Here is a 22,674-nt window from a genome sequence, read left to right as displayed (position 1 = left end):
CCTTGTCAGACGGTGACCCGGGGCGACCTCCGACGAGCGGCTGGCCCCGCGTTGCCGATCGGGGCGCCCGTCGGCGACGCTTCCAGGGTGATCACCGACGAGGCGGAGCTCGAGACCGGCGTCGACGACGTCATCCGGTTCGAGGACGTCAGCAAGCGGTACGCGCGGCAGCAGTCCCCCGCCGTCGCGGGCCTGACGTTCTCCGTGCGCCGCGGCGAGGCGGTCGCGCTCGTCGGCCCCTCGGGCTGCGGGAAGTCGACGATCCTGCGGATGGTGAACCGGCTCGTCGAACCCACCGGCGGGCGCATCGTCCTCGACGGCCGGGACACCGCGCACGTCGACACCGTGACCCTGCGCCGCGGGATCGGCTACGTCATCCAGGCCGGCGGGTTGCTCCCCCACCGCACGGTCCGCCGGAACGTCGCCACCGTCCCGAGGCTGCTCGGCTGGGACGACGCCGTCGCGGCCCGGCGCGTGGACGAGCTGCTCGACCTCGTCGGTCTCGACCCGCGGACGTACGGCGACCGCTACCCCGCCCAGCTCTCCGGCGGTCAGCAGCAGCGCGTGGGCGTGGCCCGGGCGCTGGCGGCCGACCCGCCCGTGCTGCTCATGGACGAGCCGTTCGGCGCCGTCGACCCCGTCGTCCGGGACCGGTTGCAGACGGAGTTCCGGCGCATCCAGACGACCCTGGGCAAGACCGTCCTGTTCGTCACCCACGACCTCGACGAGGCCGTGCGGATCGCCGACCGCATCGCGGTGTTCTCCCCCGGCGGGGTCCTGGAGCAGTTCGCCGACCCGCGGACGCTGCTGTCGGCGCCGGCGTCGGAGTTCGTCGTGGAGTTCGTGGGGTCCGACCGGGGGTTGCGCCGGCTGGCCGTCACCCCGGTCCGGGTGGAGGACCTGGCCAAACCCCTCGTGCTCGCCCCCGGCGACGGCGCCGGGTACGCCGCGACGGCCCTCGACCTCGACGGCGGCCGGACCGCGGTCGTCCTCGACGGCGGCCGGGTCGTGGGCTGGGTCGCGCGCGGGCGGTTGCGGGCGGCGGCCCGGTCCGGGACCCGGGAGGCGCGGGTCGGGGACCTCGCGCAGCCGTTCACCGCGACCGTCCCGGCGGACGCGGACCTGCGCTCGGCGTTCTCCCGGCTGCTGGCCCAGGAGGCGCCGCTGCTTCCCGTCCTCGACGGTCAGGACTACGTCGGGGCCCTGACGCCCGACGTCGTGCACACCGCGCTGCGCCGCGACGTCGCCGGTCCCGGGACCTGAGGGACCCGGCGTCGCCCGTCGTCCTGGAGACGGCGGTGCCGGGGTGTAGCAGGATGGGGGTGTGCCACCGACGCCTCCCGGGCGTCCGGCGCGGCGCCACGCAGCGCACGCCCTCGTCCTGGGGTACGGCGGCTGCGCGACCCTGGCCCTCGCGGTCGTCCTCGTCTCCTCCGACGCCCACGCCGTCGGCTACGTCCTGGGGTTGTTCGCGCTCTGGTGGCTCGCCCCGGCCCTCCTCCTCGTCCCGCTGACGACCGCGGCGCGCTGGTGGTGGTCCACGGCCGCGCTCACCGCCCCCGCCGTGGCGGCCGGTGCCCTGCTCGTCCCCTACGCGCTCCACCGCGTCGACCCGGTGGACCGGACACCCGACCTGCGCGTCGCGACGTTCAACACCTCCGGCCACCGCGGCACCGACGGACTGGCCCGGCTCGTGGACGACGCCGCCCCCGACGTCCTGGCGCTGCAGGAGGTCCGCCCCTCCCAGCGGGCCGGGTACGAGGCCCGCTACGGGTCGCGGTACCCGTACCGGAGCTGGAGCGCCCCCAGCAGCCAGGGCGACGGCGACGCCGTGTGGTCGAGGTTCCCCATCACGGCAGTGGAGCCCGTCACGGGGCTGCCCGCCGGCGCCCGACCCGCGGACGTCGTGACGCTCGACGTGGGTGGGCGCCCCGTCGCGGTCGTCTCGGTGCACCTGGCCTCCCCGTGCCTGTTCTGCTCCGCGCGGGCCGTCGCGCGCAGCCCCGCGGGCTCGACCGGCGACGCCGCGCGCGTGCGCGTCGGGGAGGCGCGCCGGTTCGCCGACCTCGCCGCGCAGCGCCGGGGTGCCGGTCAGGCCGTCGTCGTGGCGGGCGACCTGAACTCCGCCGAGCTCAACGAACCCCTGCGCGAGCTGCGGTCCCACGGTCTCCTCGACGTGCACCGCGCCGTCGGGACGCAGCCCGGTCTCACCCGTGGCTCCTCGCCGGGGTTCGCGCGCGTCGACGTCGTCCTCGTCGCCGGGTTCGACCCCGTGGCCACGTCCGAGGGCGCACCGGGGGGCAGCACCCACTCCCCCGTCGTGGCCGACCTCGCGTGGCCCGGCGGAAACTCCCTGGAGGGAGGTCCCGGACGCGCCTACCGTCGGGCGGGTGACCGGTGACCTGTGGGGCGCGGGCGTGGCCCGCACCTACGACGAGGACACCGCCGCCCTGTCCACCCCCGAGGTCCTGGGTCCCGTGGTGGACGTCCTGGCCGACCTCGCCGGGACCGGCCGGGCGCTGGAGTTCGCGATCGGGACGGGCCGCGTCGGACTCGCCCTCGCCGCCCGCGGGGTCCCGGTGGCGGGCATCGAGCTGTCGCCGCACATGCTCGCGGAGTTGCGGGCCAAGACGGCCGCCGGCGCCCCGGGCGTCGACGTCGTGCTGGGCGACATGGCGACGACCCGCGTCGACGGGGAGTTCTCGCTCGTCTACCTGGTGTTCAACACCATCACGAACCTGTTGGAGCAGGACGAGCAGGTCGAGTGCTTCGTCAACGCGGCCCGCCACCTCGCCCCCGGGGGCGCGTTCTGCGTGGAGACGTTCGTGCCGGAGCTGCGACGGTTGCCGCCCGGAGAGGACGCCCGCCCGTTCGACGTCACGCCCGAGCACCTCGGGTTCGACACCTACGACCTCCTCGCGTGCCGGCTGACCTCGCACCACGTCCGGTTCGCCGCGGACGGGAGCGCGTCGCGGTTCCTCTCGCACCACCGGTACGCCTGGCCGGCCGAGTACGACCTCATGGCCCGGATCGCGGGGTTGCGACCGGAGAGCCGCTGGGGCGGGTGGGACCGCTCGGCGTTCACCGCGCAGTCGCGCTCGCACGTGTCGGTGTGGCGGAAAGAGCCGTGAGGAACTCCCCGACCCGGCGCAACCCCTCGGTGAGGTCGGCCCGGGAGGCGGCGTACGACAACCGGACGTGGGTGTCGGCGGTCCCGCCGGGCCCGGCGCTCGCGAAGTCGCGGCCGGGGGTGAGCGCGACGTGGTGCTCGGCCAGGGCCCGCGCGCAGAACTCCCACGCGTCCAGGCCGCTGGGGCGCACGTCGACGTACACGTAGAACGCCCCGTCCGGGACGACGGGGACGGGCAGCCCGAGCGCGGCGAGGCCGTCGAGGACGAGGTCGCGGCGGGCGCGGAACTCGGCCCGCCGCTCCTCGCACACGGCGAGGGAACCGGGCGTGAAGCAGGCCAGCGCCGCGTGCTGCAGCGGGGTCGAGGCGGCGATGAAGTAGTTCTGCGCCAGCCGTTCCACCGGTTCGACGAGGGCGGGCGGCAGGACGGCCCACCCGAGGCGCCAGCCCGTCATGCCGAAGTACTTCGAGAAGCTGCTGACGACGACGGCGCCGGGATCGGCGGCCAGGACCGTCGGCGCGGGGGTCCCGTCGGGCGCGGGGTCGGCGAGGTCGAGGTAGATCTCGTCGACGACGCGCCACGCGTCGCGCGCGGCGACCTGCGCGCACAGCTCCGCGAGTTCCGCGGGGGCCACCGACGTGCCGGTCGGGTTGGACGGGGAGGCGACCATGACGACCGACGTGGCGGGGGTCCACGCCCGGCGCACCGCGTCGGCGGACAGCTGGTACCGCTGCCCCGGCGTCGTGGGCAGCGTGAGCGCCCGGCCGCCGAAGGTGGAGATGAGCTGCCGGTTGCACGGGTAGGACGGGTCGGCCAGCAGGACGTCGTCACCCGGGTCGACGGTGGCGGCCAGCACGAGCAGCAGCGCGGCCGAGGCCCCGGACGTGACGGCGATGCGTGCGGGGTCGACGTCGACGCCGTGCCGGTCGCGGTAGTCCTGCGCGATCGCGGCGCGCAGCTCCGGCAGCCCGAGCGTCGGGGTGTACGGCAGGGGCCGGCCGTCGGCGACCTCGCGCAGCGCGGCCAGCACCTCCGGCGGCGCCCCGACGTCGGGTTCGCCGATGCTGAGCCGGACGACGTGGTGGCCCTGGGCGGCCAGCTCCGCGGCGCGCTGGCCGATGGCGAGCGCGTGGAACGGTTCGGTCGTCTCGGCCCGCCGGGACAGCTTCACGCCCGGCCTCCCCCACCGGCGCGCAGACCGGTCTCGTCGTCGTCCTCGGGCGGGACGCGGCACCAGCGCTCCACGACCAGCCCCGCGACGAGCAGCAGCGCGGAGACGACGACGTCGACGGCCGCCACGACGGCCTCGGACCGGCGGGCGGCGATGTGCAGGGTGGGCAGGTAGTGCACGCCCCAGCCGAGGAACACCCCGACGAGCAGAGCCCCGGCGACGGAGGCCGCCTTGGCCAGCGCGGCCGTGCGGGCGGCGCGCAGCGCGTCGATCCGGCGGGCCTTGTCGCCCTCGACCCACTGCTTGACGGGCCAGCCGACCCCGACGACGGCGAGGACGAGCAGGCCGACGGTGAGCGTCGTGCGCCACACGAGGTCCGGTTCCCCGTGGCCGGTGGAGACCCAGACCTGCAGGCCGGACCAGGCCCCCACGGCGGCGAGGAACCCGAGGGCGAGCAGCAGCCCGGGGCGGGTCGGCTTCACGCGGGTCCCTCCCCGTGGTGCAGGCGGGTGAGGAGGTCGACCACCCGTCCGCCGTAGGCCCCCGGGAGCACCGCGTCCGGGTCGAGCTCGGCCCAGGGCCCGAGGACGAAGTCGCGCTCGTGGGCCCGCGGGTGCGGCAGGACGAGGCCGTCCTCGTCGAGCACGACGTCGTCGCCGAGATCACCCACCGCGATGACGTCCACGTCGATGGGCCGGGGACCGTCGGGCACCTTGGTGCTCCGGTCCAGCCCGAGCCCGGCCTCCACGGCGTGCGCGGCGGCCAGCAGCGCGTGCGGGTCGAGGTCGGTGCGGACCAGGACGACGGCGTTGAGGAAGTCCGGCTGGTCCGGGACCGCCCCCACGGGGGCCGTCTCGACGATCGTGGACACCGCCTCCACCGTGATGCCGTCGGTCGCCCCGAGGGCCTCGACCGCGGCGTGCAGCGTCTGGGCGCGGTGGCCGACGTTGGCACCCAGCGCCAGCACGGCCCTGGCACCCGACCTCACGAGCGGACCCTGCGCACGCACAGCTCGACGTCGGCGAAGGGCACCGGCACGGGCGCCTGCGGTTTGTGGACGACCACGTCGACCGCCTGGACCCGTGGGGAGGCGGCGAGGGCGACGCCGGCCAGGCGCTGCGCGAGCGTCTCCAGCAGCGCGACCGGCTCGCCGACCAGGACGGCGAGGAGGTCCTGGGCCAGCAGCCCGTAGTGGACGGTGGCCGCCAGGTCGTCGCCCGCGGCGGCCTCGCGGGTGTCCAGGTGCAGCGCGACGTCGAGGGAGAAGACCTGCCCCAGCTCGCGCTCGGCGTCCAGGACGCCGTGGCGGCCGCGGCCGGACAGCCCGCGCAGCACGATGCGGTCCAGGGGGCGGCCGTCGGCGTCCAGGACGGGGCCCGCGGTGTCGAGGGCGCTCACGGGACGTTCACCCGCGCGGCCTCCCGCCAAGCGCCGACGACACGGACGGCGGCGATCGAGGACGGGACGTCGTGGACCCGCACCCCCCAGACGTCGCGTTCGGCCAGCAGCCCCGTGATCACGGCTGTGGCGACGTCTCGCTGCTCCGGTGGGGGGACGGCCCCCTCGGCGTCCGCCAGCAGCGCCCCGAGGAACCGCTTGCGCGAGGCCCCCACGAGCAACGGCAGCCCGAAGCGGTCGAGCTCGTCGAGGCGGGCGAGCAGGGCCCAGTCGTGCTCGGCCCGCTTGGCGAACCCCAGCCCGGGGTCGAGGACGATGCGCTCGTGGGCGACACCGGCCCCGACCACGGCGTCCAGGCGCTGGACGAGTTCCCGCTCGACCTCACCGACCACGTCGTCGTAGGTGGCGAGCGAGTTCATGACGTCGGAGGTCCCCCGCCAGTGCGAGAGCACGTAGACGCAGTCGAGGTCCGCGACGGTCGCGGCCATGTCCGGGTCGGCGAGCCCGCCGGAGACGTCGTTGACGACGGCCGCACCGGCCTCGACGACGGCCCGGGCGGTCGCGGCGCGCATGGTGTCGACGCTGACGGGCACCCCCGCGGCGACGAGCCCCTCCACGACGGGCAGGACCCGGCGCAGCTCCTCGGCGGCCTCGACGCGGGTGGCGCCGGGGCGGGTGGACTCCCCGCCGACGTCGACGAGGTCGGCGCCCGCGGCGCGCAGCGCGACGCCGCGGGCGACGGGGTCGCCGGTGTGCCGGCCACCGTCGGAGAAGGAGTCGGGGGTGACGTTGAGGACGCCGAGGACGCGGGTGGGCCCCGGGGCGAGGAGGGGGTTCACCGGTGGCCCGCGACGATGAGGCTCATCGCCTCGGCGCGGGTGGCGGCGTTGCGCAGCGACCCGCGCACGGCGGAAGTGACGGTCTTGGCGCCGGGTTTGCGCACGCCCCGGTACGTCATGCAGGAGTGCTCGGCCTCGACGACGACGATGACGCCGCGCGGGTGCAGGTGCTCGGTGAGGGCGTCGGCGACCTGCGTCGTCAGCCGTTCCTGCAGCTGCGGGCGGCGCGCGTAGACGTCGACGAGCCGCGCGAGCTTGGACAGCCCCGTGACGCGGCCGTGCTCGCCGGGGATGTACCCGACGTGCGCGAGGCCGTGGAAGGGCAGGAGGTGGTGCTCGCACGTGGACTGGACCTCGATGTCCTTCACCAGCACCAGCTCGTCGTGCTCGAGCCCGAAGTCGGTCACGAGGACGTCGGCCGGTTCCAGCCACAACCCCGCGTAGAGCTCGGTCGCCGCCTTCGCCACCCGCCGCGGGGTGTCCCGCAGGCCCTCGCGGTCCGGGTCCTCCCCGATGGCGAGGAGGAACTCCCGGACCGCGTTCTCGGCCCGCACCCGGTCGAACGACCGGCCGCCCGTGGCCGGCGTCCCCGTGCTGCTCACGACTGCTCGTTCGACCCGTTCTCGTTGTTCACCGGCAGCTGGAAGCCGCCGGTGTGCCCGTTGAGCTGGCCCGGGCTGCCCACCGGCGGGATGTCCGAGACGTGCCGGCGCTCCGAGGACAGCCACACCGGACGCTGCGGGCGCTTCACCACGGGGGCGAAGATCTCCGCCAGCTCGGCCTGATTGAGCGTCTCCTTGTCCAGGAGGGCGACGACGAGGGCGTCCAGGACGGGACGGTGCTCGACGAGGATCTCCCACGCCTCGTCGTGCGCGGCCTCGATGAGCCGGCGCACCTCCTCGTCGACGATCCCCGCGACGCCCTCGGAGTAGTCGCGCTCGTGGCCCATGTCGCGGCCGAGGAAGACCTCGCCCTGCCCCTGGCCGAGCTTGATCGCCCCGATCCGCTCGCTCATGCCGTACTGGGTGACCATCTTGCGGGCCATCCCGGTGGCCTTCTCGATGTCGTTGCTCGCCCCGGTGGTGGGGTCGTGGAAGACGAGTTCCTCCGCCACGCGGCCGCCGAGGGCGTACGCGAGCTGGTCGAGGATCTCGTTGCGCGACGTCGAGTACTTGTCCTCGGTCGGCAGGACCATCGTGTAGCCGAGGGCCCGCCCGCGCGGCAGGATCGTCACCTTCGTCACCGGGTCGGTGTTCGGCAGCGCCGCGGCCACCAGCGCGTGACCGCCCTCGTGGTACGCGGTGACCTTCAGCTCCTGCTCGCTCATGCGGCGGGTGCGCTTCTGCGGACCGGCCATGACGCGGTCGATGGCCTCGTCCACGGCGGCGTCGTCGATGACCTTGGCGTTGGCGCGGGCCGTGAGCAGCGCGGCCTCGTTGAGGACGTTGGCCAGGTCGGCGCCGGAGAACCCGGGCGTTCGGCGGGCCACGGCCTGCAGGTCGATGTTCGGCGCGAGCGGCTTGCCCTTGCCGTGCACCTGCAGGATCTTGTGCCGGCCCTCCATGTCGGGGGCCTCGACGGCGATCTGGCGGTCGAAGCGGCCCGGGCGCAGCAGCGCCGGGTCGAGGATGTCGGGCCGGTTGGTCGCCGCGATGAGGATGACGTTCGTCTTGACGTCGAAGCCGTCCATCTCGACGAGCAGCTGGTTCAGCGTCTGCTCGCGCTCGTCGTGACCGCCACCGAGCCCGGCACCGCGGTGCCGGCCGACGGCGTCGATCTCGTCGACGAAGATGATCGCGGGCGAGTTGGCCTTGGCCTGCTCGAAGAGGTCGCGGACGCGGGAGGCACCGACGCCGACGAACATCTCGACGAAGTCCGAACCGGAGATCGAGTAGAACGGCACGCCCGCCTCACCGGCGACGGCGCGCGCGAGCAGCGTCTTGCCCGTCCCGGGCGGGCCGTACAGCAGGACACCCTTGGGGATCTTGGCCCCGACGGCCTGGAACTTGTCCCGGTCCTCGAGGAACTCCTTGATCTCGTGCAGCTCCTCGACGGCCTCGGCGGCGCCCGCGACGTCCGCGAAGGTCGTCTTCGGGGTGTCCTTGGTCATCATCTTGGCCTTGGACTTGCCGAACTGCATGACCCGGCTGCCGCCGCCCTGCATCTGGCTCATGAGGAACCAGAACAGGAGGATGAGCAGCAGGATCGGGCCGATCGTGAACAGCAGCGACTGCAGGATGCCGGTCGTGGGCACCTCGTCGGTGACGCCGTCCGGCGGCGGGTTGTCGCCCAGGGCGGTCAGGACCTCGTCGCCGCGCTGGGAGATGTAGTACGAGCGGACGCTGGTGGCGCCGTCGACCGTCTCACCGGACCTCAGGTCCAGGTCGATCCGCTGGTTGCCGTCGGTGAGCGTGGCGCTCTGGACCCTGTCCTGCTCGATGAGCTGGAGCGCGCGGGTCGTGGACACCTCGGCGGTGCCGCTGGACGCGAAGAAGGAGGCGCCGATCGCGACCGCCGCGATCGCCACGACGATCCACAGCCACGGGCCCCTGACGATGCGCTTGAGAGTGTTGGGCATCTGTGGGGGCGTCGCCCCCGTCCCTCCTGCTCGATCCTGCCTGTCGATCGACGGTACACCGCGGCCACGACAGGCCGCCCGGGCACCGTCCCAGGTCCTACGCCGTCCGAACGGGCGGGACGGGTCCCCTGTTCCGGACGTCGGCCGCCGGTTCGCTGCCAGCTGAGGGCGGAAAGTGAGCGGTCTCGCTCGTCGCGGCGGAATCGACGCACTTTGGAGGTTGCTCAAAGTGAGAGATCCTGCTGTGATCTCGAGGTGCCCTCCACCAGCAGCCCCGGGACCGAGGTCCTCCAGCAGCGAGCGCAGCTCCTGGCGCTGGTGGCAGCGGCACTGGACGCACGGACGTCGGGGGGACCGCTGGACCCCCTCGAGAGCACCCGCCTGGACTTCAAGGAGGAGGCGGGCCGGCGTCACCGGGACGGTTCGCTGATGCCCGGCAGCCCGCGCAACGTGACGGCGGCGGACCACCTCGCCGACGAAGTCGCCTGCATGGCCAACACCCCGGGCGGGGGCGCGTTGCTCGTGGGCTTCGACGACCGGACCGGGGAGGTCCTGGGGGCCAGCCTGGACGCCGACTGGCTGCGCCACCGCATCCACCAGCGGATCGACGTCGCACCCGCCGTCGAGGAGCGTCACGTCGAGGGCAGCCGCGTCCTCGTCCTCCTCGTCGCGGAGTCGCGCGAGCCCGTGGAGGACACGCGCTCACGGCTCCAGTGGCGCGTCGGCGGGCGCTGCAGCCCGGTCGACCGCACGGAGTGGTGGCTCCACCAGCAACGCCGACGACGCCACGACACGATGGCCGAGCCGTCCGGCAAGACGCTCCGGGACGTCTCCGCCCGCGCTCTCCAGATCGCCCGGGCGAACGTGGAACGGGCGGGTGCCGGTGCTCCCGACCCGCTGGACGACGCCGAACTGCTGCGCTCCCTCGGGGTCCTGCCGCCCGACGGCGTCCTCACGCAGGCCGGGGCGCTCGTGTTCTGCCCCTCCCCCCGGACCCTCGTCGAGTACGGCCGCTGGGACGTCGAGGGTGGCGACGTCCTCGACCGGGGCCCCGCCCTGGCTGGCCAGAGCCTCCTCGAGCAGATCGACACCGTCGAGCAACGGTTGGACGCGGCGAACACGTCGATCACGCTGTCCGGCGCCTTCGCCGAGACCGCCCTGCGCAGGCTCCCTCGACGGGCGGTGCGCGAGGCCGTGCTGAACGGCGTGACGCACCGGGACTGGACGACCGGCGAACCCACCCGCGTCACGTGGCTGGACCTCGACAGCGCGCTCGAGGTGACCAGCCCGGGGGGCTTCGTCGGCGGGGTGGACGAGCACAACGTGCTGTCCGAGCACTACGCGCGACACCCCGCCCTGGCCGACCTCATGCGCGCCATCGGCCTGGTCGACAAGCAGGGCATCGGGGTCGACCGCATGTACCGGGAGATGATCGCCCTGGGTCACCGCCCACCGTCGATCCACCAGACCGCTGGACCGCGGGTGCGGACCCGGCTCCGCGGCGGGGACCCCGTCGTGCCGGTCCTCACCCTGATGTCGGCGATCCGTCCGTCCGCCCGGCGCAACGACGTCAAGGTGGCGCTCATCGTGCACACCCTGCTGCACCGGCCCTTCGTCGACGCGCAGGGACTGGTGCCCGTGCTGCAGCGCGACGCGGTGTACGCGGCCGAGGCGATCGAGGTGGCGGCCGCGGCGAGGGTCGACGGCGAACCGCTCGTCGAACCCTTCAAGGACGTGTGGGTGCTGTCCGGGCGGTCCATCGACCTCCTCGAGAGGCACCGCACCGCCGGGCTGGGGATCCTGCCGTACCGGCGGCCCGCTGCCGAGCAGCAGATCGTCGCGGTGGTCGAGGCCTGGCTGGAGCGGCACACCGGCATCTCCTCGGGGGAGTACGCGCGACTGACCGGGCTGACCACGTCGGGGGGCCGGGGGCACCTGGACCGCCTCGTGGACTCGGGGCGGTTGCGCCGCGGGAGCAGCCTGGGCAGGAACTCCCACTACGTCGGTGCCGCCGCTCCCTGACCACGCTCCGCCGGAGCCGCCGGCCGGGGAGACCGGCGGGGCACCGCCCTCGCCCTACCCCACCCCGAGGCGGGCGTAGGCGCCGAGCACCGTCCGCTCGGACTCGGTGAGGTAGTCCTCCAGCTCGCGCGCCGCCGCGGGGCCGCCGTCGGCGGCGAAGGTGTCCAGCACGGAGCGGTTGCGGGCCGTGAACCGCCCGTGCAGCGTCTGCGGGTCCCCGATGACGAGGAAGGCCAACCGCAGCTCGGCGGCGAGCTGGCGGTACGTGCGCAGCAGCCGCGGGCTGTCCGACAGCGACACCAGCGCCTCGTGGAAGGCCATGTTCGCGGTGCCGACCCCGGCCCAGTCCCCCGCGGCGACGGCGGTGTCGGCCGCGGCCACCGCGGCCCGCATCCGCTCGGCGGCCGGGTGCCCGACGTCGGCCCGGGCCAGCACGCCCGTCTCGACGTGGCGGCGCACGCGGTAGATGTCGAGCACGTCGGCCACCCGGGGCGAGGTCACCGACACCCCGCGGTGCGGGACGTGCTCGAGCAGGCCCTGCTCGGCCAGCACCCGGAACGCCTCGCGCAGCGTGTTGCGCGAGACGGAGAACCGCTGCGCCAGCGCTGTCTCGGACAGCCGCCGGCCGGGCGGGAACTCCCCGGCGGCGATCCGCCCGCTGAGGAGCTCGGCCAGCGTGCCACCCCCGTCGGGCCCCCCGTCGGGCCCCCTGCCGGGCACGGAGGTCAACGCGGCGGCCTCGGTCACCTCGTCATCGTAGGTTCCCGGCGACGACGCCCGAGGTGGGTCACCCGGCGGGGAGTTCACACGAACGCAACACGGCGCAACACGTTGTTCAACAATCTGCGCCATTGTGTTCTTCAACCAGGAGTGCCACAGTGCTGCCGACCGGCAGCCCGCCCCGCAGCAACGTCGCCACGTCCCCGGGAGCCACCATGTCCGAGCGCCCCGCCCAGGAGAGCGCCAGCACCACCGCCGACCCGAGCCTGAGCACCACGCGGCGACGACCGGGCCGCGGGCCCGTCGTCGGCGCGATCTTCCTCATGGCGACCTCCGCCATCGGCCCGGGGTTCATCACCCAGACCGCCACGTTCACCGCCACCCTCGGCGCGGCGTTCGCCTTCGCGATCCTGCTGTCGATCCTCATCGACTTCGCCGTCCAGATGAACGTCTGGCGGCTCATCACCGTCACCGGCCAGCGCGCCGGCGACCTCGCCAACAGCGCCGTCCCCTTCAGCGGCCACGTGCTGACGGTCCTCGTCGTCATCGGCGGTCTGGCCTTCAACATCGGCAACATCGCCGGTGGCGGGCTCGGGCTGAACGCCCTGCTCGGCCTGGACCCGAAGGTCGGGGGCCTGATCACCGGACTGCTGGCGATCGCCGTCTTCCTCCTCAAGCGCGCCGGCAGCGTCGTCGACCGCGTCGTGCTGGTCCTGGGGCTGGGCATGATCGTCATGACGGTGGGCGTCGCCATCGCCTCCGGTCCCCCGGTCGGCGACGCCTTCCGGCAGACCTTCGTGCCGGACACGGTGAACTTCGCGACCATCACCACGATCGTCGGCGGCACCGTCGGCGGGTACATCACCTACGCCGGCGCCCACCGCTACCTCGCCTCCGGGCAGACCGGCCCCGAGCACGTGCGCGCCGTCCACCGCGCCTCCCTCACCGGCATCCTCGTCACCGGCGTCATGCGCTACGTGCTGTTCCTGGCGATCCTCGGCGTCGTCGCCTCCGGCGTGGCCCTGGACCTGTCGGGGCGGTCGGCCAACCCGGCCGGTCAGGCGTTCGGCGCCGTCCTGGGCGACGCGGGCCTGCGCGTGTTCGGGGCGATCTTCTGGGCCGCGGCCCTCACCTCGGTCATCGGCGCCGCCTACACGTCCTCGACGTTCCTCTCCACCTTCTCCCGCCGGCTGGCGACCGGGTGGCCGCTGCAGCTGACCACCGTGGCGTTCATCGTCGTCTCGCTCGTCGTCTACCTCGCCATCGGCACCGCGCCGGCCGCGCTGCTCGTCTTCGTCGGCGGGTTCAACGGGCTGATCCTGCCGATCGGGCTGACGGTGTTCCTCTACATCGGCTGGTTCCGGCAGCGCGACGTGCTCGGCGGGTACCGCTACCCGGTGTGGCTGCTCGTCGTCGGGACGGTGGCGCTGGCGATCAGCTTCTGGATGGCCTCGCAGTCCGTCGGCCCCGTCTTCGACTTCCTGTCCGCCTGACCCCCGGAGGACCTCCCGTGGTGACCATCGACCTGAACTCCGACCTCGGGGAGAACACCCCCGACCGTCCCGTCTCCGACGACGCGGCGATGCTGGCCGTGGTCAGCAGCGCCAACGTCTCCTGCGGTTTCCACGCCGGCAGCCCCGAGGGCATCCGCGAGACGGTGCTGGCCGCGTCCCGGGCCGGGGTCGCGATCGGCGCCCACCCCGGGTACCGCGACTACGAGAACTTCGGCCGCGAACGCCTGGACCTGCCCGCCGCAACGCTGCAGGCGCACGTGGAGTACCAGCTCGGCGCGGTGTGGGCGCTGGCCCGGTCCGCCGGTGACGCCGTCGTCTACGTCAAACCCCACGGCGCCCTCTACACCACGATGGCCGTCGACGAGGCGGTCGCGCAGGTCGTCGTCGCGGCGGTCAAGGCCGTCGACCCCTCCCTGGTGCTGCTCGGGCTGGCCGGCGGGGTCGCCCTCGACGTCGCCGACCGGGCCGGGCTCGCGACGGCGGCCGAGGCGTTCGCCGACCGCGCCTACACCCCCGCCGGGCAGCTCGTCTCCCGCAAGGAACCCGGCGCCGTCCTGCACGACGCTGACCTCGTGGCCCGGCGCATGGTGCGCCTCGTCGAGGACGGGGTGGTCGAGGCGGTCGACGGCACGGACGTTCGGGTGCGTGCCGAATCGTTGTGCGTCCACGGGGACTCCCCCGGAGCGGTCGCGATGGCCACCGCCGTCCGCGAGGCGCTGACCGGCGCCGGGGTGGCGATCGCGCCGTTCGTCGCGCAGGCCGCCTGATGGTGTCCCCGGCCCCCGAGGAGCTGCGGCGCGCGGCCCGGGACGCCCGCGCGGCCTACCGGGCCGGGCGCGTCGACCCCACCAGCGGCGTCGCACCGGGCTTCACGCAGGCCAACCTCGTCGCCGTCCCGGCCGACTGGGCGTTCGAGGTGCTGCTGTTCGCGCAGCGCAACCCGCAGCCGTGCCCCGTGCTCGACGTCCTGGAGGTCGGGCAGGTCGAGTCGGCGCTGGCCCCCGGGTCGGACGTGCGCACCGACCTGCCCGCCTACCGGGTGTTCCGCGACGGCGTCGTGGTCGAGGAGGTCGCCGACGCGACCCCGTACTGGGAGAACCTCGTGACGCTGCTCATCGGCTGCAGCTTCACGTTCGAGACCCCGCTGCTCGCGGCGGGGATCCCCGTGCGGCACCAGGAACTGGGCCGGAACGTCCCGATGTACCGCACGGACCGCCCCTGCGTCCCCGCCGGGCGGCTGCACGGGGACCTCGTCGTCTCGATGCGCCCCGTCCCGGCCGACCGGGTCGCCGACGCCGTCGCGATCTCCGGGCGGTTCCCGGCCGTGCACGGGGCGCCCGTCCACGTCGGGGACCCGGCCGGGCTCGGCATCCGCGACCTGGACTCCCCCGACTTCGGCGGCCCGCCGCTCGTCCGCGACGGGGAGGTACCGGTGTTCTGGGCGTGCGGGGTGACGCCGCAGGTGGCGCTGCTGGAGTCCCGGCCACCGTTCGCCCTCACCCACGCGCCGGGGCACATGTTCGTCACCGACGTGCTGGATTCGGAGTACGACACGGCGTGCGACAGGGGGGCCGCGTGAGGTTCCTGCCCGTCAGCGACACCGCGGTCGTGGTGGAACTGCCCGACCTGGACGAGACCACCCGGGTGTTCACCGCCCTGCTGGCCACCGACCTGCCCGGGGTCCGCGAGGTGGTGCCCGCGGCCCGCACGATCCTGCTCGTCCTGGACCCGCGCACCACCTCCCCCGCCGAGGTCGTCGAACGGGTGCGGGCGGTGGAACCGGCGTCCGAGGTGGCGGCCACCGGTCGGTCGGTGAGCATCGACGTCCGTTACGACGGGCAGGACCTCGACGAGGTCGCAGACCTGCTCGGGTGCTCCCCGGGAGAACTCGTCCGGCGGCACCAGGCCGCGACGTGGACGGTCGCCTTCACCGGGTACGCGCCCGGTTTCGGGTACCTCGTCGGGGACGACCCGCTGTTCGACGTGCCGCGCCGTTCCTCGCCCCGCACCCGCATCCCCGCCGGGTCCGTCGGGCTGGCCGGGACGTTCTCCGGCGTCTACCCGCGCGAGAGCCCGGGCGGCTGGCAGCTCATCGGCCGCACCGACGCCGTGATGTGGGACCTCGACCGCGACCCGCCCGCGCTGTTCGCGCCGGGGACGACCGTGCGGTTCCGCGAGGTCGACCGGGACCTCGTGACCCCGCGCGCGCCGCAGCCGGAACCGGTCGCGTCGGAGTTCTCCCTCGAGGTCGTCTCCCCCGGGGTGCAGCTGCTGCTGCAGGACCTGGGCCGTCCCGGGCACCTGGCCGAGGGGGTCGCCCCCTCCGGGGTCGCCGACCGGGGCGCGCTGCGGACGGCGAACCGGGCCGTCGGGAACCCCGCCGACGCCGCCGTCCTGGAACTCGCCGGCGGCGGGGCCGTGCTGCGGTTCACCGGTCCCGGGGTGCTCGCCCTGGCCGGGGCCGGGGCCGACGCCTGCCTCGTGGCGGACGGGACCCGGCTGCCCGTCCCGGCGGCGCAGCCGGTGGCCGTCGAGGACGGGGACGAACTGCGGCTGGGTGCCCCCCGGTCCGGGCTGCGGACGGTCGTCGCGGTCCGCGGGGGTTTCGCCGTCCCCACCGCGCTCGGCTCCCTGGCCACCGACACGTTGTCGGGGGTCGGGCCGCACCCGCTGGCCGCCGGGGACGTCCTCGCGCTGCACGGACCCGCCGCCGCCCCGCACGCCGTCGACCCCGGCCCGCACCCCGTCGCGGACCTCCCCCGCGCCGGGGACCTCGTCGAGCTCGACGTGGTCCTCGGTCCTCGCACCGACTGGTTCACCGCGGCGTCCGTGGAGTCGCTGGTCGGCCAGGAGTGGGAGGTCACGCCCCGCTCGGACCGGGTCGGCCTGCGGCTGGCGGGAACCCCGCTGGAACGCCAGGTCGAGGGGGAACTGCCCAGCGAGGGCGCCGTGACGGGGGCGATCCAGGTCCCGCCGGACGGGCAGCCCGTCCTGTTCGGCCCCGACCACCCCCTGACCGGGGGGTACCCCGTGGTCGGTGCCGTCGTCGACGCTCACCTCGACCTGCTGGGGCAGCTGCCCCCCGGCGCGCGCGTCCGCTTCCGGCCGCGCGCCCCGTTCACCGACCTGTGAGGAGAACCGTGCACACCGTCCTGATCGCCAACCGCGGCGAGATCGCCGTGCGCGTCGTCCGCGCCGCCGCCGAGGCGGGGCTGCGGTCCGTCGCCGTCTACGCCGACCAGGACGCCGGCGCCCTGCACGTGCGGCTGGCCGACGCGGCCGTCGCGTTGCCGGGGACCACCGCCGCGCAGACGTACCTGGACGTGGACGCGCTGCTGGCCGCGGCGCAGAGCTCGGGCGCGGACGCCGTCCACCCCGGTTACGGGTTCCTCTCGGAGAACGCGGGGTTCGCCCGCGCCGTGGAGGCCGCGGGGCTGACGTGGATCGGCCCGGCCCCGGAGACCATCGAGGCGTTGGGTGACAAGGTGACCGCGCGCGCCATCGCCCGTGACGCCGGCGCGCCCCTGGCCCCGGGGTCGCAGAAACCCCTGACCGACGCCGCGGAGGCCGAGGCGTTCGCCGAGGAGTTCGGGCTGCCGATCGTCGTCAAGGCCGCGCACGGTGGCGGCGGGCGCGGGATGCGGGTGGCCCGCACCCGCGCGGAGGTCGCGGACGCGTTCGAGTCCGCGACCCGGGAAGCCGTCGCCGCGTTCGGGCGCGGGGAGTGCTTCGTCGAGAGGTTCCTCGAACGGCCCCGCCACCTGGAGGTGCAGGTGCTCGGCGACGGAGAGGGGGCCGTCACCGTCGTCGGCGACCGGGACTGCTCGCTGCAACGCCGGAACCAGAAGCTCGTGGAGGAGGCGCCCGCACCGGGCCTCACCCCCGAGCAGCGGCAGACGATCCACCGCGCGGCCCGCGACATCTGCGCCGCCGTGGACTACCGCGGCGCGGGAACCGTGGAGTTCCTGCTCGGCGCCGACGGGACCCTGTCGTTCTGCGAGGTGAACACCCGCCTGCAGGTCGAGCACCCCGTCACCGAACTCGTCACCGGGACCGACCTGGTGCGCGAGCAGTTCCGCATCGCCTCCGGCTCCGGGCCCTCGTTCACGACGACCCCCGAGCCGCGGGGCCACGCGGTCGAGTTCCGCGTCAACGCCGAGGACCCGGGCCGGGGGTTCCTGCCCTCCCCCGGCCGGGTCGAGGAACTGCGGGTGCCGTCGGGTCCGGGGGTGCGCTGGGACGGCGGGGTCGAGGCCGGGGACACCGTGCAGGCCGCGTTCGACTCCCTCGCCGGAAAGCTGCTCGTCCACGCCGCCGACCGCGACACCGCCCTGGCCCGCGCCCGCCGCGCCCTCGCCGAGTTCCACGTCGCCGGGGTCGCCACCGTCCTGCCGTTCGCGCGGGCCGTCGTCGACGAACCCGACTTCTCCACCGCGGGTTTCGCCGTCCACACCCAGTGGATCGAGACCGAGCTCATGCCGCGGCTGGAACCGCAGCTACGGCCCGCCCCCGTCGCCGGACCGGGGTTGCGCCGGTTCGGAGTGGAGATCGACGGCCGGATGGCGACCGTCGGGCTGCCCGCCGAGTTCCTCGCCGCGCTGGGGTCCGTCGGCGCCGGGGTCCCCGCCGCCGAGGAGACCGGACCGGACGAGGACGCCCTGGTCGCCTCGGCCCCCGGGACGCTGACGGGCTGGCTCGTCGAGGACGGCGCGCAGGTCGCGCGGGGGCAGGACGTCGCCGTCGTGGAGGCCATGAAGATGGAGGCGCGGATCACCGCGCACCGCGCGGGAGCGCTGCGCCGGGTCGCCTCGGAGGGTTCCGCGATCGGTGCCGGTGAGGTGCTCGCGCGCATCGAGTGAGGGGCGGGGTGCAGAGTGGGCGGTGTGATGTCCGTCGACCTGCACTCCGTGTTTCGCAACACCCGCGACATCGACACCACCCTGCGCACGTTCGTCCTGCGCGCGGCCGCCAGCGGGGAGCCGAGCGCGGAGATCATCTGCGGCAAGGGCGAGGGCAAGCTGCGCGCCCGGGTGCTGACGTACCTGCGGCAGCCGCAGGTCGCCAAGCTCGTCAAGAGCGCGGCGGTCGACCCGGACAACGAGGGGCGGGTCGTGCTGCGGTTCTGAGGGGCGTCTCACACCAGGCGCGTCGTAGCCTCCTCCACGAGGGCGCGTGCACGTCGGATCGCGGCTGTGCAGTTGGCCTGCGAGACGTTGCTGAGCCCGTAGTGACCCGCGTCTTTGAGATCAAGCACCTCGCGCAACCCTCTCGCCAGCGCCGCGTCGCCGGTCGTCTCCTGCAGGAGGGTGATGGCCTGACGGTGAGCCTGCCCGCGGGACCGCACCCCGGCCACGAAGCAGCAGATGGCGTCCGCCGCGGCGATGGCGGCGAGCACGGCGTTCCCCGTCGCGACGGTCGCGGCCTCCGCGAGGTCCTCGGCCTGTACGAGCTCGGCGGCTTCCAGGTACAACCGGGCCTGCCGCAACCGGGTCCGGGCCTCCGCCGGGGTGCAGTCGCCGGTGCGTGGTCCGGGGCGGCTCATGCCGCTGCTCCAGCGGTGAGCAGTGCCCTCAACGACGGCCCCAGGAGGACACGACCGTCCTGACGCAACCCGGCGATGAGCGGCTGGTCCTCACGGACGGCGGTCGCCAACTGCGAGCCGGTGACCTGGACGAACTGGACGGCGTTACCCGTCAACGCCTCCAGGGCCTGCCCCGTCGCGTGCACCTGGTCCCCCCACGCACCGTCGGCGTCGACGGTGTCGCCCCGCACCAGCAGCAGATCGAGGTCGCTGTCGGGCCCGGCCTCACCCCGCGCCCACGACCCGAAGAGCACCACGGCCCGCGCCGGCGGTTCCCACGTGGCCAGCTGTTCCACCAGGAACGCTTCGACGGCCGCCGGCGAGCCCACCGCCGCCAGGACGGCATCGGCGAGCACGTGCCGGCGGTTGAGCGCGTAGAGGACCGCCGGACCGGCGTCCTGCGCAGTGACCAGGCCATGCTCAACGAGGCGGTGCAGGCAGGCACGAGCGCGTGCGTAGGAGCGACCGCTGAGTTTCGCGACCGCGGCACCGCTCAAGGGACGGTGCGTCCGGGCGAGGACCTGGAGGACGTCGGCGTCCACCGTCGGCGCGATCGTACGCAGGGGGTTCGACGGGTCCACCCGGCGAGTATCGCTATACCGATAGCGTCATCGCAATAGCGATAGCTGAGTCGGTCGGGACTCGCGTCAGCGCCAGCCCAACACCACCGCGACCTCGCTCACGCCCACTCCGAGCACCTCGCTGTGCTCCACCGCACGGTCCGGCCCTGACAGCACCTGAACCGATGACGCCTGCGGGGTGACGACCCAGACCTCGCCGACCCCCCGCTCGAAGCAGAACGGCACCTTCGCCCACGTCTCGTCGCCGGGGGACTCGAACTCCACGACGACCTCGACCGACGGGACGTAGAGGGTCGACTCCTCCAGGGGCGTCGACGTCCACGGGAGGACCGTCAGCTGTAGACGTGCGGGGCCAGTGTCGCGACGCAGTCGAGGTTGCGGTACTTGTCCGCGAAGTCGAGGCCGTACCCGACGACGAACTCGTTGGGGATGTCGTAGCCGACGTACTCGACGTCGACCTCGACCTTGGCGGCCTCGGGCTTGCGCAGCAGCGCGCACACCTTCACCGACGCGGGCCCGCGGGAGGACAGGTTCGCCAGCAGCCAGGACAGCGTCAGGCCGGAGTCGATGATGTCCTCCACGACGACGACGTGGCGGCCGGAGATGTCGGTGTCGAGGTCCTTGAGGATCCGCACGACGCCGGAGCTCTTGGTGCCCGAGCCGTAGGAGCTGACGGCCATGAAGTCCATGGACAGCGGGATGCTCATGGCCCGTGAGAGGTCGGCCATCACCATGACCGCGCCCTTGAGGACGCCGACGAGCAGCACGTCCTTGTCGGCGTAGTCGCGGTCGAGGTCGGCGGCGAGCTCGGCGACGCGGGTGGCCACCTGCTCCCGGCTCAGCAGGACGTGCTCGAGGTCGGTCCCGGCGGTCGCGGCGTCCACGCAGTTCTCCCGTGCTGGTCAGTCGAGGGGTGGGGTGAGCACGAGCCTGCCACACCGCCGCAGGCCCTCCGCACCGCCCGGCAGGTGCACGGGGCCCTGGCCGCGCCAGTCGAGCAGCAGCGCCTCGAGCGCGTCGACGTGCCCGGCGCCCAGCGCGCTCGCCGAGCACCCCGCCGCCAGCGCCGCGGCGCGCAGCCACCGGCGACGCAGGGCGGGCGGGGCGGCGAGGAGGTCGTCCACCGCGGCCGAGCCGTCCGCGAACGGGTCCGAGCCGGCGGCGAGGGCGTCGAGGGCGTCGGCGTCGTCGCGGGCCGCGCGGGCGGTGCGGGCCAGGGCCGCGGCGGTGCCGGGACCGAGGGCGGACTCCAGCAGCGGCAGCACGTCGCGGCGCACCCGCACGCGCGCGAACCGGTCGTCGGCGTTGGCGGGGTCCTCCCAGACGGGCAGGTCCTCCTCGGCGCACGCCTGCCGGACCGTGGCGCGCGGGACGGTGAGCAGGGGGCGGTGGAACAGCCCGCGGACAGCGGGCATCCCGGCCAGCGAGCGCGTCCCGGACCCGCGGGCCAACCCCAGCAGCACCGTCTCGGCCTGGTCGTCGAGGGTGTGCGCGAGCAGCACCGCGACCGCCCCGGCCTCGGCCGCGGCGGCCTCCAGCGCGGCGTACCGGGCGGTGCGGGCGGCCGCCTCGAGACCACCCGTCCGGCCCACCGCGACCCGGACCGCGCGCGCCGGGTCGAGCCCGAGGGAGCCCGCCAGGGCGACGACGCGGGCGGCGACGGCCGCGGAGCCCGGGTGCAGGCCGTGGTCGACGGTGACGAGCCCGGCGCGGCGGCCGGCGGTGCGCGCCTCGAACGCGGTGGCGGCGGCCAGGGCGGTCGAGTCGGCCCCGCCGGAGCAGGCGACGAGGACCGGGCCGGGAGGTAGGCCCCGCAGGCAGCGCCGCACCGCGACGCGGACCGCCGCGACGGCCGGGGGCGGCCCGCTCACGGGTCAGCCGTGGACGCGGGTGACCCAGGCGGCCGGGTCGGCGATCTCGGCCGGTCGCGGCAGCTGCTGCGGTCCGGTCCAGGCGGCGTTGAGCCCGTCCCAGCCGACGGCGCCGACGACCCCGCGCACGAACTTCGCCCCGTCGGCGTACTGGCGCGTCTTGGCGTCCAGGCCGAGCAGGCGGCGCAGCAGCTGGTCCAGGCTCCCCCCGCCCTTGCGGCGCTGGGTGAAGCGGGACCGGATCGTCGCCACGCTCGGCACGACCTGCGGCCCCACCTCGTCCATGACGACGTCGGCGTGGCCCTCGAGCAGGGACATGACGGCCACCAGGCCCGCGACGCGCTCGCGCTGGGCGGGGGTCTGCAGGAGGTCGGCCAGGCCGATGCCCGACCCCTCGGCCGTGCCGCGCAGGACGTCCGGCAGCGACTGCAGGGCGCCGGTGAGCCGTTCGGTCAGGTCGCGCGGCTGCGCCAGCAGTTCCGCGGACAGCCCGCGCGCCTCCGCGGTGACGTGCGCGCGCAGCCACGGGTGGGCGCCGAACTGCAACCGGTGCGCCTCCTCGTGCAGGCACACCCAGCGGCGGAAGTCGTGCGGGTCGACGCCGAGGTCCCGTTCGACCTGGACGACGTTGGGCGCCACGAGCAGGAGGCGGCCGGGTTCCTCCCGGCCCTGCGGCGCGTCGACGCCGTTGAAGACGTCGAACTGCCCCAGCACCCGGCTGGAGAGGAAGGCCAGGAGGCTGCCGAGCTCGGCGCCGGTGGTGCGCCGGCCGACGGCCGTGGTGGCGCGGTCGACGGCCTGCCCGGCGCGTCCGGGCGGGGACCCGGGGCGGTGCGGGACGACGACGGGCCCCAGCAGGGCGCGGAAGGCGTCGACGTTGGCCTGCGCCCACGACGCCCGGTCCACGACGAGGGCGGGCGGCACCGGGTCGGGCGAGGGCAGGTGGGCGGTGGCCGCGACCGGCCCGGCGGCCTCCGCGGCGGCGGTGCGCAGCTCGGCGACGACGTCGTCGATCTCGCCGCGGCTCAGCTTCGGCCCCGGCCCGACGAGGCCGCCGGCGACCTGGGCGGCCAGGTCGAAGTCGACGAGGTCGACGACGGAACGCCCCCCGGGACCGTCGTCCGCGCGGTCGTCCTCCTGGACGGCACCGCCGGACCCGTCCGGGCCCCTCTCGTCACCGCGTGCGCGCATGTCCGCACCGTACGCGGCGACGCCGCCTGCGCGAGACGGGGCACGGGCCCTGCCGCCCACCGTCCGTCCGGGCACGA

General features: G+C 74.8%; 24 protein-coding genes. 10 read left to right on the top strand and 14 right to left on the bottom strand.

Annotated elements, in window-relative coordinates:
- Window positions 1-87 precede the first annotated feature (87 nt).
- The 3 genes from AB2L28_RS09550 (at window position 88) to AB2L28_RS09540 (ending at window position 3,131) form a co-directional block, all read left to right on the top strand.
- Window positions 88-1,263, top strand: coding sequence for an ABC transporter ATP-binding protein (locus tag AB2L28_RS09550; RefSeq protein ID WP_370718526.1), 1,176 nt, complete (start codon window positions 88-90; stop codon window positions 1,261-1,263).
- Window positions 1,264-1,324: 61 nt separating this feature from the next.
- Window positions 1,325-2,401, top strand: coding sequence for an endonuclease/exonuclease/phosphatase family protein (locus tag AB2L28_RS09545; RefSeq protein ID WP_370718525.1), 1,077 nt, complete (start codon window positions 1,325-1,327; stop codon window positions 2,399-2,401).
- On the top strand, window positions 2,391-3,131 hold the full coding sequence (locus AB2L28_RS09540; RefSeq protein WP_370718524.1) for a class I SAM-dependent methyltransferase: 741 nt from the start codon (window positions 2,391-2,393) through the stop codon (window positions 3,129-3,131). The genes AB2L28_RS09545 and AB2L28_RS09540 overlap by 11 nt, the downstream gene beginning before the upstream one ends.
- On the opposite strand, the gene AB2L28_RS09535 is transcribed toward AB2L28_RS09540, so the two are convergent.
- From AB2L28_RS09535 to ftsH, 7 genes are read right to left on the bottom strand one after another with little or no spacing between them, the layout of a single operon-like run.
- The gene (locus AB2L28_RS09535; RefSeq protein ID WP_370718523.1) at window positions 3,082-4,302 is read right to left on the bottom strand and encodes an aminotransferase class I/II-fold pyridoxal phosphate-dependent enzyme; all 1,221 of its coding nucleotides are present in this window, start codon (window positions 4,300-4,302) and stop codon (window positions 3,082-3,084) included. The genes AB2L28_RS09540 and AB2L28_RS09535 overlap by 50 nt on opposite strands.
- Window positions 4,299-4,784, bottom strand: coding sequence for a DUF3180 domain-containing protein (locus AB2L28_RS09530; RefSeq protein WP_370718522.1), 486 nt, complete (start codon window positions 4,782-4,784; stop codon window positions 4,299-4,301). Before AB2L28_RS09530 ends, AB2L28_RS09535 begins: the two co-directional genes overlap by 4 nt.
- Window positions 4,781-5,290, bottom strand: a complete 510-nt coding sequence (gene folK / locus AB2L28_RS09525; protein WP_370718521.1) for a 2-amino-4-hydroxy-6-hydroxymethyldihydropteridine diphosphokinase — start codon at window positions 5,288-5,290, stop codon at window positions 4,781-4,783. Before folK ends, AB2L28_RS09530 begins: the two co-directional genes overlap by 4 nt.
- Complete coding sequence (gene folB / locus AB2L28_RS09520) at window positions 5,287-5,700, bottom strand: dihydroneopterin aldolase (RefSeq protein WP_370718520.1); 414 nt, start codon at window positions 5,698-5,700, stop codon at window positions 5,287-5,289. Before folB ends, folK begins: the two co-directional genes overlap by 4 nt.
- Complete coding sequence (gene folP, locus AB2L28_RS09515; protein ID WP_370718519.1) at window positions 5,697-6,539, bottom strand: dihydropteroate synthase; 843 nt, start codon at window positions 6,537-6,539, stop codon at window positions 5,697-5,699. The genes folB and folP overlap by 4 nt, the downstream gene beginning before the upstream one ends.
- Entirely contained in the window at window positions 6,536-7,141 is a 606-nt protein-coding gene (gene folE, locus AB2L28_RS09510) for a GTP cyclohydrolase I FolE (RefSeq protein ID WP_370718518.1), read from the bottom strand. Before folE ends, folP begins: the two co-directional genes overlap by 4 nt.
- Window positions 7,138-9,117, bottom strand: coding sequence for an ATP-dependent zinc metalloprotease FtsH (gene ftsH, locus AB2L28_RS09505; RefSeq protein WP_370718517.1), 1,980 nt, complete (start codon window positions 9,115-9,117; stop codon window positions 7,138-7,140). Before ftsH ends, folE begins: the two co-directional genes overlap by 4 nt.
- A 255-nt stretch (window positions 9,118-9,372) precedes the next feature.
- Between ftsH and AB2L28_RS09500 the strand changes: the two genes are divergently transcribed.
- Window positions 9,373-11,139: a DUF5635 domain-containing protein gene (locus AB2L28_RS09500; RefSeq protein WP_370718516.1), complete on the top strand. Its 1,767-nt coding sequence runs from the start codon at window positions 9,373-9,375 to the stop codon at window positions 11,137-11,139.
- 54 nt (window positions 11,140-11,193) lie between these two features.
- Here AB2L28_RS09500 and AB2L28_RS09495 read toward each other — a convergent pair whose 3' ends face one another.
- A complete protein-coding gene (locus AB2L28_RS09495; RefSeq protein ID WP_370718515.1) occupies window positions 11,194-11,886 on the bottom strand; it encodes a GntR family transcriptional regulator in 693 nt (230 codons plus the stop codon).
- Between the two features lie 188 nt (window positions 11,887-12,074).
- On the opposite strand from AB2L28_RS09495, the gene AB2L28_RS09490 reads away from it, so the two are divergent.
- Genes AB2L28_RS09490 through AB2L28_RS09465 form a run of 6 tightly spaced genes read left to right on the top strand, consistent with a single transcriptional unit; the run spans window position 12,075 to window position 18,499 of the window.
- The gene (locus tag AB2L28_RS09490) at window positions 12,075-13,352 is read left to right on the top strand and encodes an NRAMP family divalent metal transporter (protein ID WP_370718514.1); all 1,278 of its coding nucleotides are present in this window, start codon (window positions 12,075-12,077) and stop codon (window positions 13,350-13,352) included.
- 17 nt (window positions 13,353-13,369) lie between these two features.
- On the top strand, window positions 13,370-14,140 hold the full coding sequence (locus AB2L28_RS09485; protein ID WP_370718513.1) for a LamB/YcsF family protein: 771 nt from the start codon (window positions 13,370-13,372) through the stop codon (window positions 14,138-14,140).
- Window positions 14,140-14,952 (top strand): putative hydro-lyase, encoded by an 813-nt coding sequence (locus AB2L28_RS09480; protein WP_370718512.1) that lies wholly within the window; start codon window positions 14,140-14,142, stop codon window positions 14,950-14,952. The genes AB2L28_RS09485 and AB2L28_RS09480 overlap by 1 nt, the downstream gene beginning before the upstream one ends.
- Window positions 14,949-16,505, top strand: coding sequence for a 5-oxoprolinase subunit B/C family protein (locus tag AB2L28_RS09475; protein WP_370718511.1), 1,557 nt, complete (start codon window positions 14,949-14,951; stop codon window positions 16,503-16,505). Before AB2L28_RS09480 ends, AB2L28_RS09475 begins: the two co-directional genes overlap by 4 nt.
- Window positions 16,506-16,513: 8 nt before the next feature.
- Window positions 16,514-18,232 carry an acetyl/propionyl/methylcrotonyl-CoA carboxylase subunit alpha gene (locus tag AB2L28_RS09470; RefSeq protein ID WP_370718510.1) on the top strand — a complete coding sequence of 573 codons (1,719 nt, stop codon included), beginning with the start codon at window positions 16,514-16,516 and terminating at the stop codon, window positions 18,230-18,232.
- 27 nt (window positions 18,233-18,259) lie between these two features.
- Window positions 18,260-18,499 (top strand): Smr/MutS family protein, encoded by a 240-nt coding sequence (locus tag AB2L28_RS09465; RefSeq protein ID WP_370718835.1) that lies wholly within the window; start codon window positions 18,260-18,262, stop codon window positions 18,497-18,499.
- An 8-nt stretch (window positions 18,500-18,507) separates the two neighbouring features.
- Here AB2L28_RS09465 and AB2L28_RS09460 read toward each other — a convergent pair whose 3' ends face one another.
- The 6 genes from AB2L28_RS09460 to AB2L28_RS09435 form a co-directional block, all read right to left on the bottom strand.
- Window positions 18,508-18,915 (bottom strand): hypothetical protein, encoded by a 408-nt coding sequence (locus AB2L28_RS09460; RefSeq protein WP_370718509.1) that lies wholly within the window; start codon window positions 18,913-18,915, stop codon window positions 18,508-18,510.
- Window positions 18,912-19,496, bottom strand: coding sequence for a nucleotidyltransferase domain-containing protein (locus tag AB2L28_RS09455; RefSeq protein ID WP_370718508.1), 585 nt, complete (start codon window positions 19,494-19,496; stop codon window positions 18,912-18,914). The genes AB2L28_RS09460 and AB2L28_RS09455 overlap by 4 nt, the downstream gene beginning before the upstream one ends.
- Before the next feature lie 105 nt (window positions 19,497-19,601).
- On the bottom strand, window positions 19,602-19,799 hold the full coding sequence (locus AB2L28_RS09450; RefSeq protein ID WP_370718507.1) for a hypothetical protein: 198 nt from the start codon (window positions 19,797-19,799) through the stop codon (window positions 19,602-19,604).
- 68 nt (window positions 19,800-19,867) lie between these two features.
- Entirely contained in the window at window positions 19,868-20,419 is a 552-nt protein-coding gene (hpt, locus tag AB2L28_RS09445; RefSeq protein WP_370718506.1) for a hypoxanthine phosphoribosyltransferase, read from the bottom strand.
- Window positions 20,420-20,437: 18 nt separating this feature from the next.
- Window positions 20,438-21,406: a tRNA lysidine(34) synthetase TilS gene (gene tilS / locus AB2L28_RS09440; protein ID WP_370718505.1), complete on the bottom strand. Its 969-nt coding sequence runs from the start codon at window positions 21,404-21,406 to the stop codon at window positions 20,438-20,440.
- A gap of 3 nt (window positions 21,407-21,409) precedes the next feature.
- Window positions 21,410-22,597, bottom strand: a complete 1,188-nt coding sequence (locus AB2L28_RS09435; protein ID WP_370718504.1) for an Rv3626c family coenzyme F420 biosynthesis-associated protein — start codon at window positions 22,595-22,597, stop codon at window positions 21,410-21,412.
- Window positions 22,598-22,674 lie beyond the last annotated feature (77 nt).

Source organism: Kineococcus mangrovi (assembly GCF_041320705.1).
In the GTDB taxonomy this organism is placed as follows: domain Bacteria; phylum Actinomycetota; class Actinomycetes; order Actinomycetales; family Kineococcaceae; genus Kineococcus; species Kineococcus mangrovi.
The sequence above is the reverse complement of the archived record's forward strand: the minus strand, read 5'-3'. Positions and strand labels throughout refer to the sequence as shown.

Excerpts from the sequence above, each read along its gene's own strand:
- AB2L28_RS09480 (WP_370718512.1), top strand. The coding sequence starts at position 14,140 with ATGGTGTCCCCGGCCCCCGAGGAGCTGCGGCGCGCGGCCCGGGACGCC.
- AB2L28_RS09465 (WP_370718835.1), top strand. The coding sequence starts at position 18,260 with ATGTCCGTCGACCTGCACTCCGTGTTTCGCAACACCCGCGACATCGAC.
- ftsH (WP_370718517.1), bottom strand. The coding sequence starts at position 9,117 with ATGCCCAACACTCTCAAGCGCATCGTCAGGGGCCCGTGGCTGTGGATC.
- AB2L28_RS09435 (WP_370718504.1), bottom strand. The coding sequence starts at position 22,597 with ATGCGCGCACGCGGTGACGAGAGGGGCCCGGACGGGTCCGGCGGTGCC.
- AB2L28_RS09490 (WP_370718514.1), top strand. The coding sequence starts at position 12,075 with ATGTCCGAGCGCCCCGCCCAGGAGAGCGCCAGCACCACCGCCGACCCG.
- AB2L28_RS09460 (WP_370718509.1), bottom strand. The coding sequence starts at position 18,915 with ATGAGCCGCCCCGGACCACGCACCGGCGACTGCACCCCGGCGGAGGCC.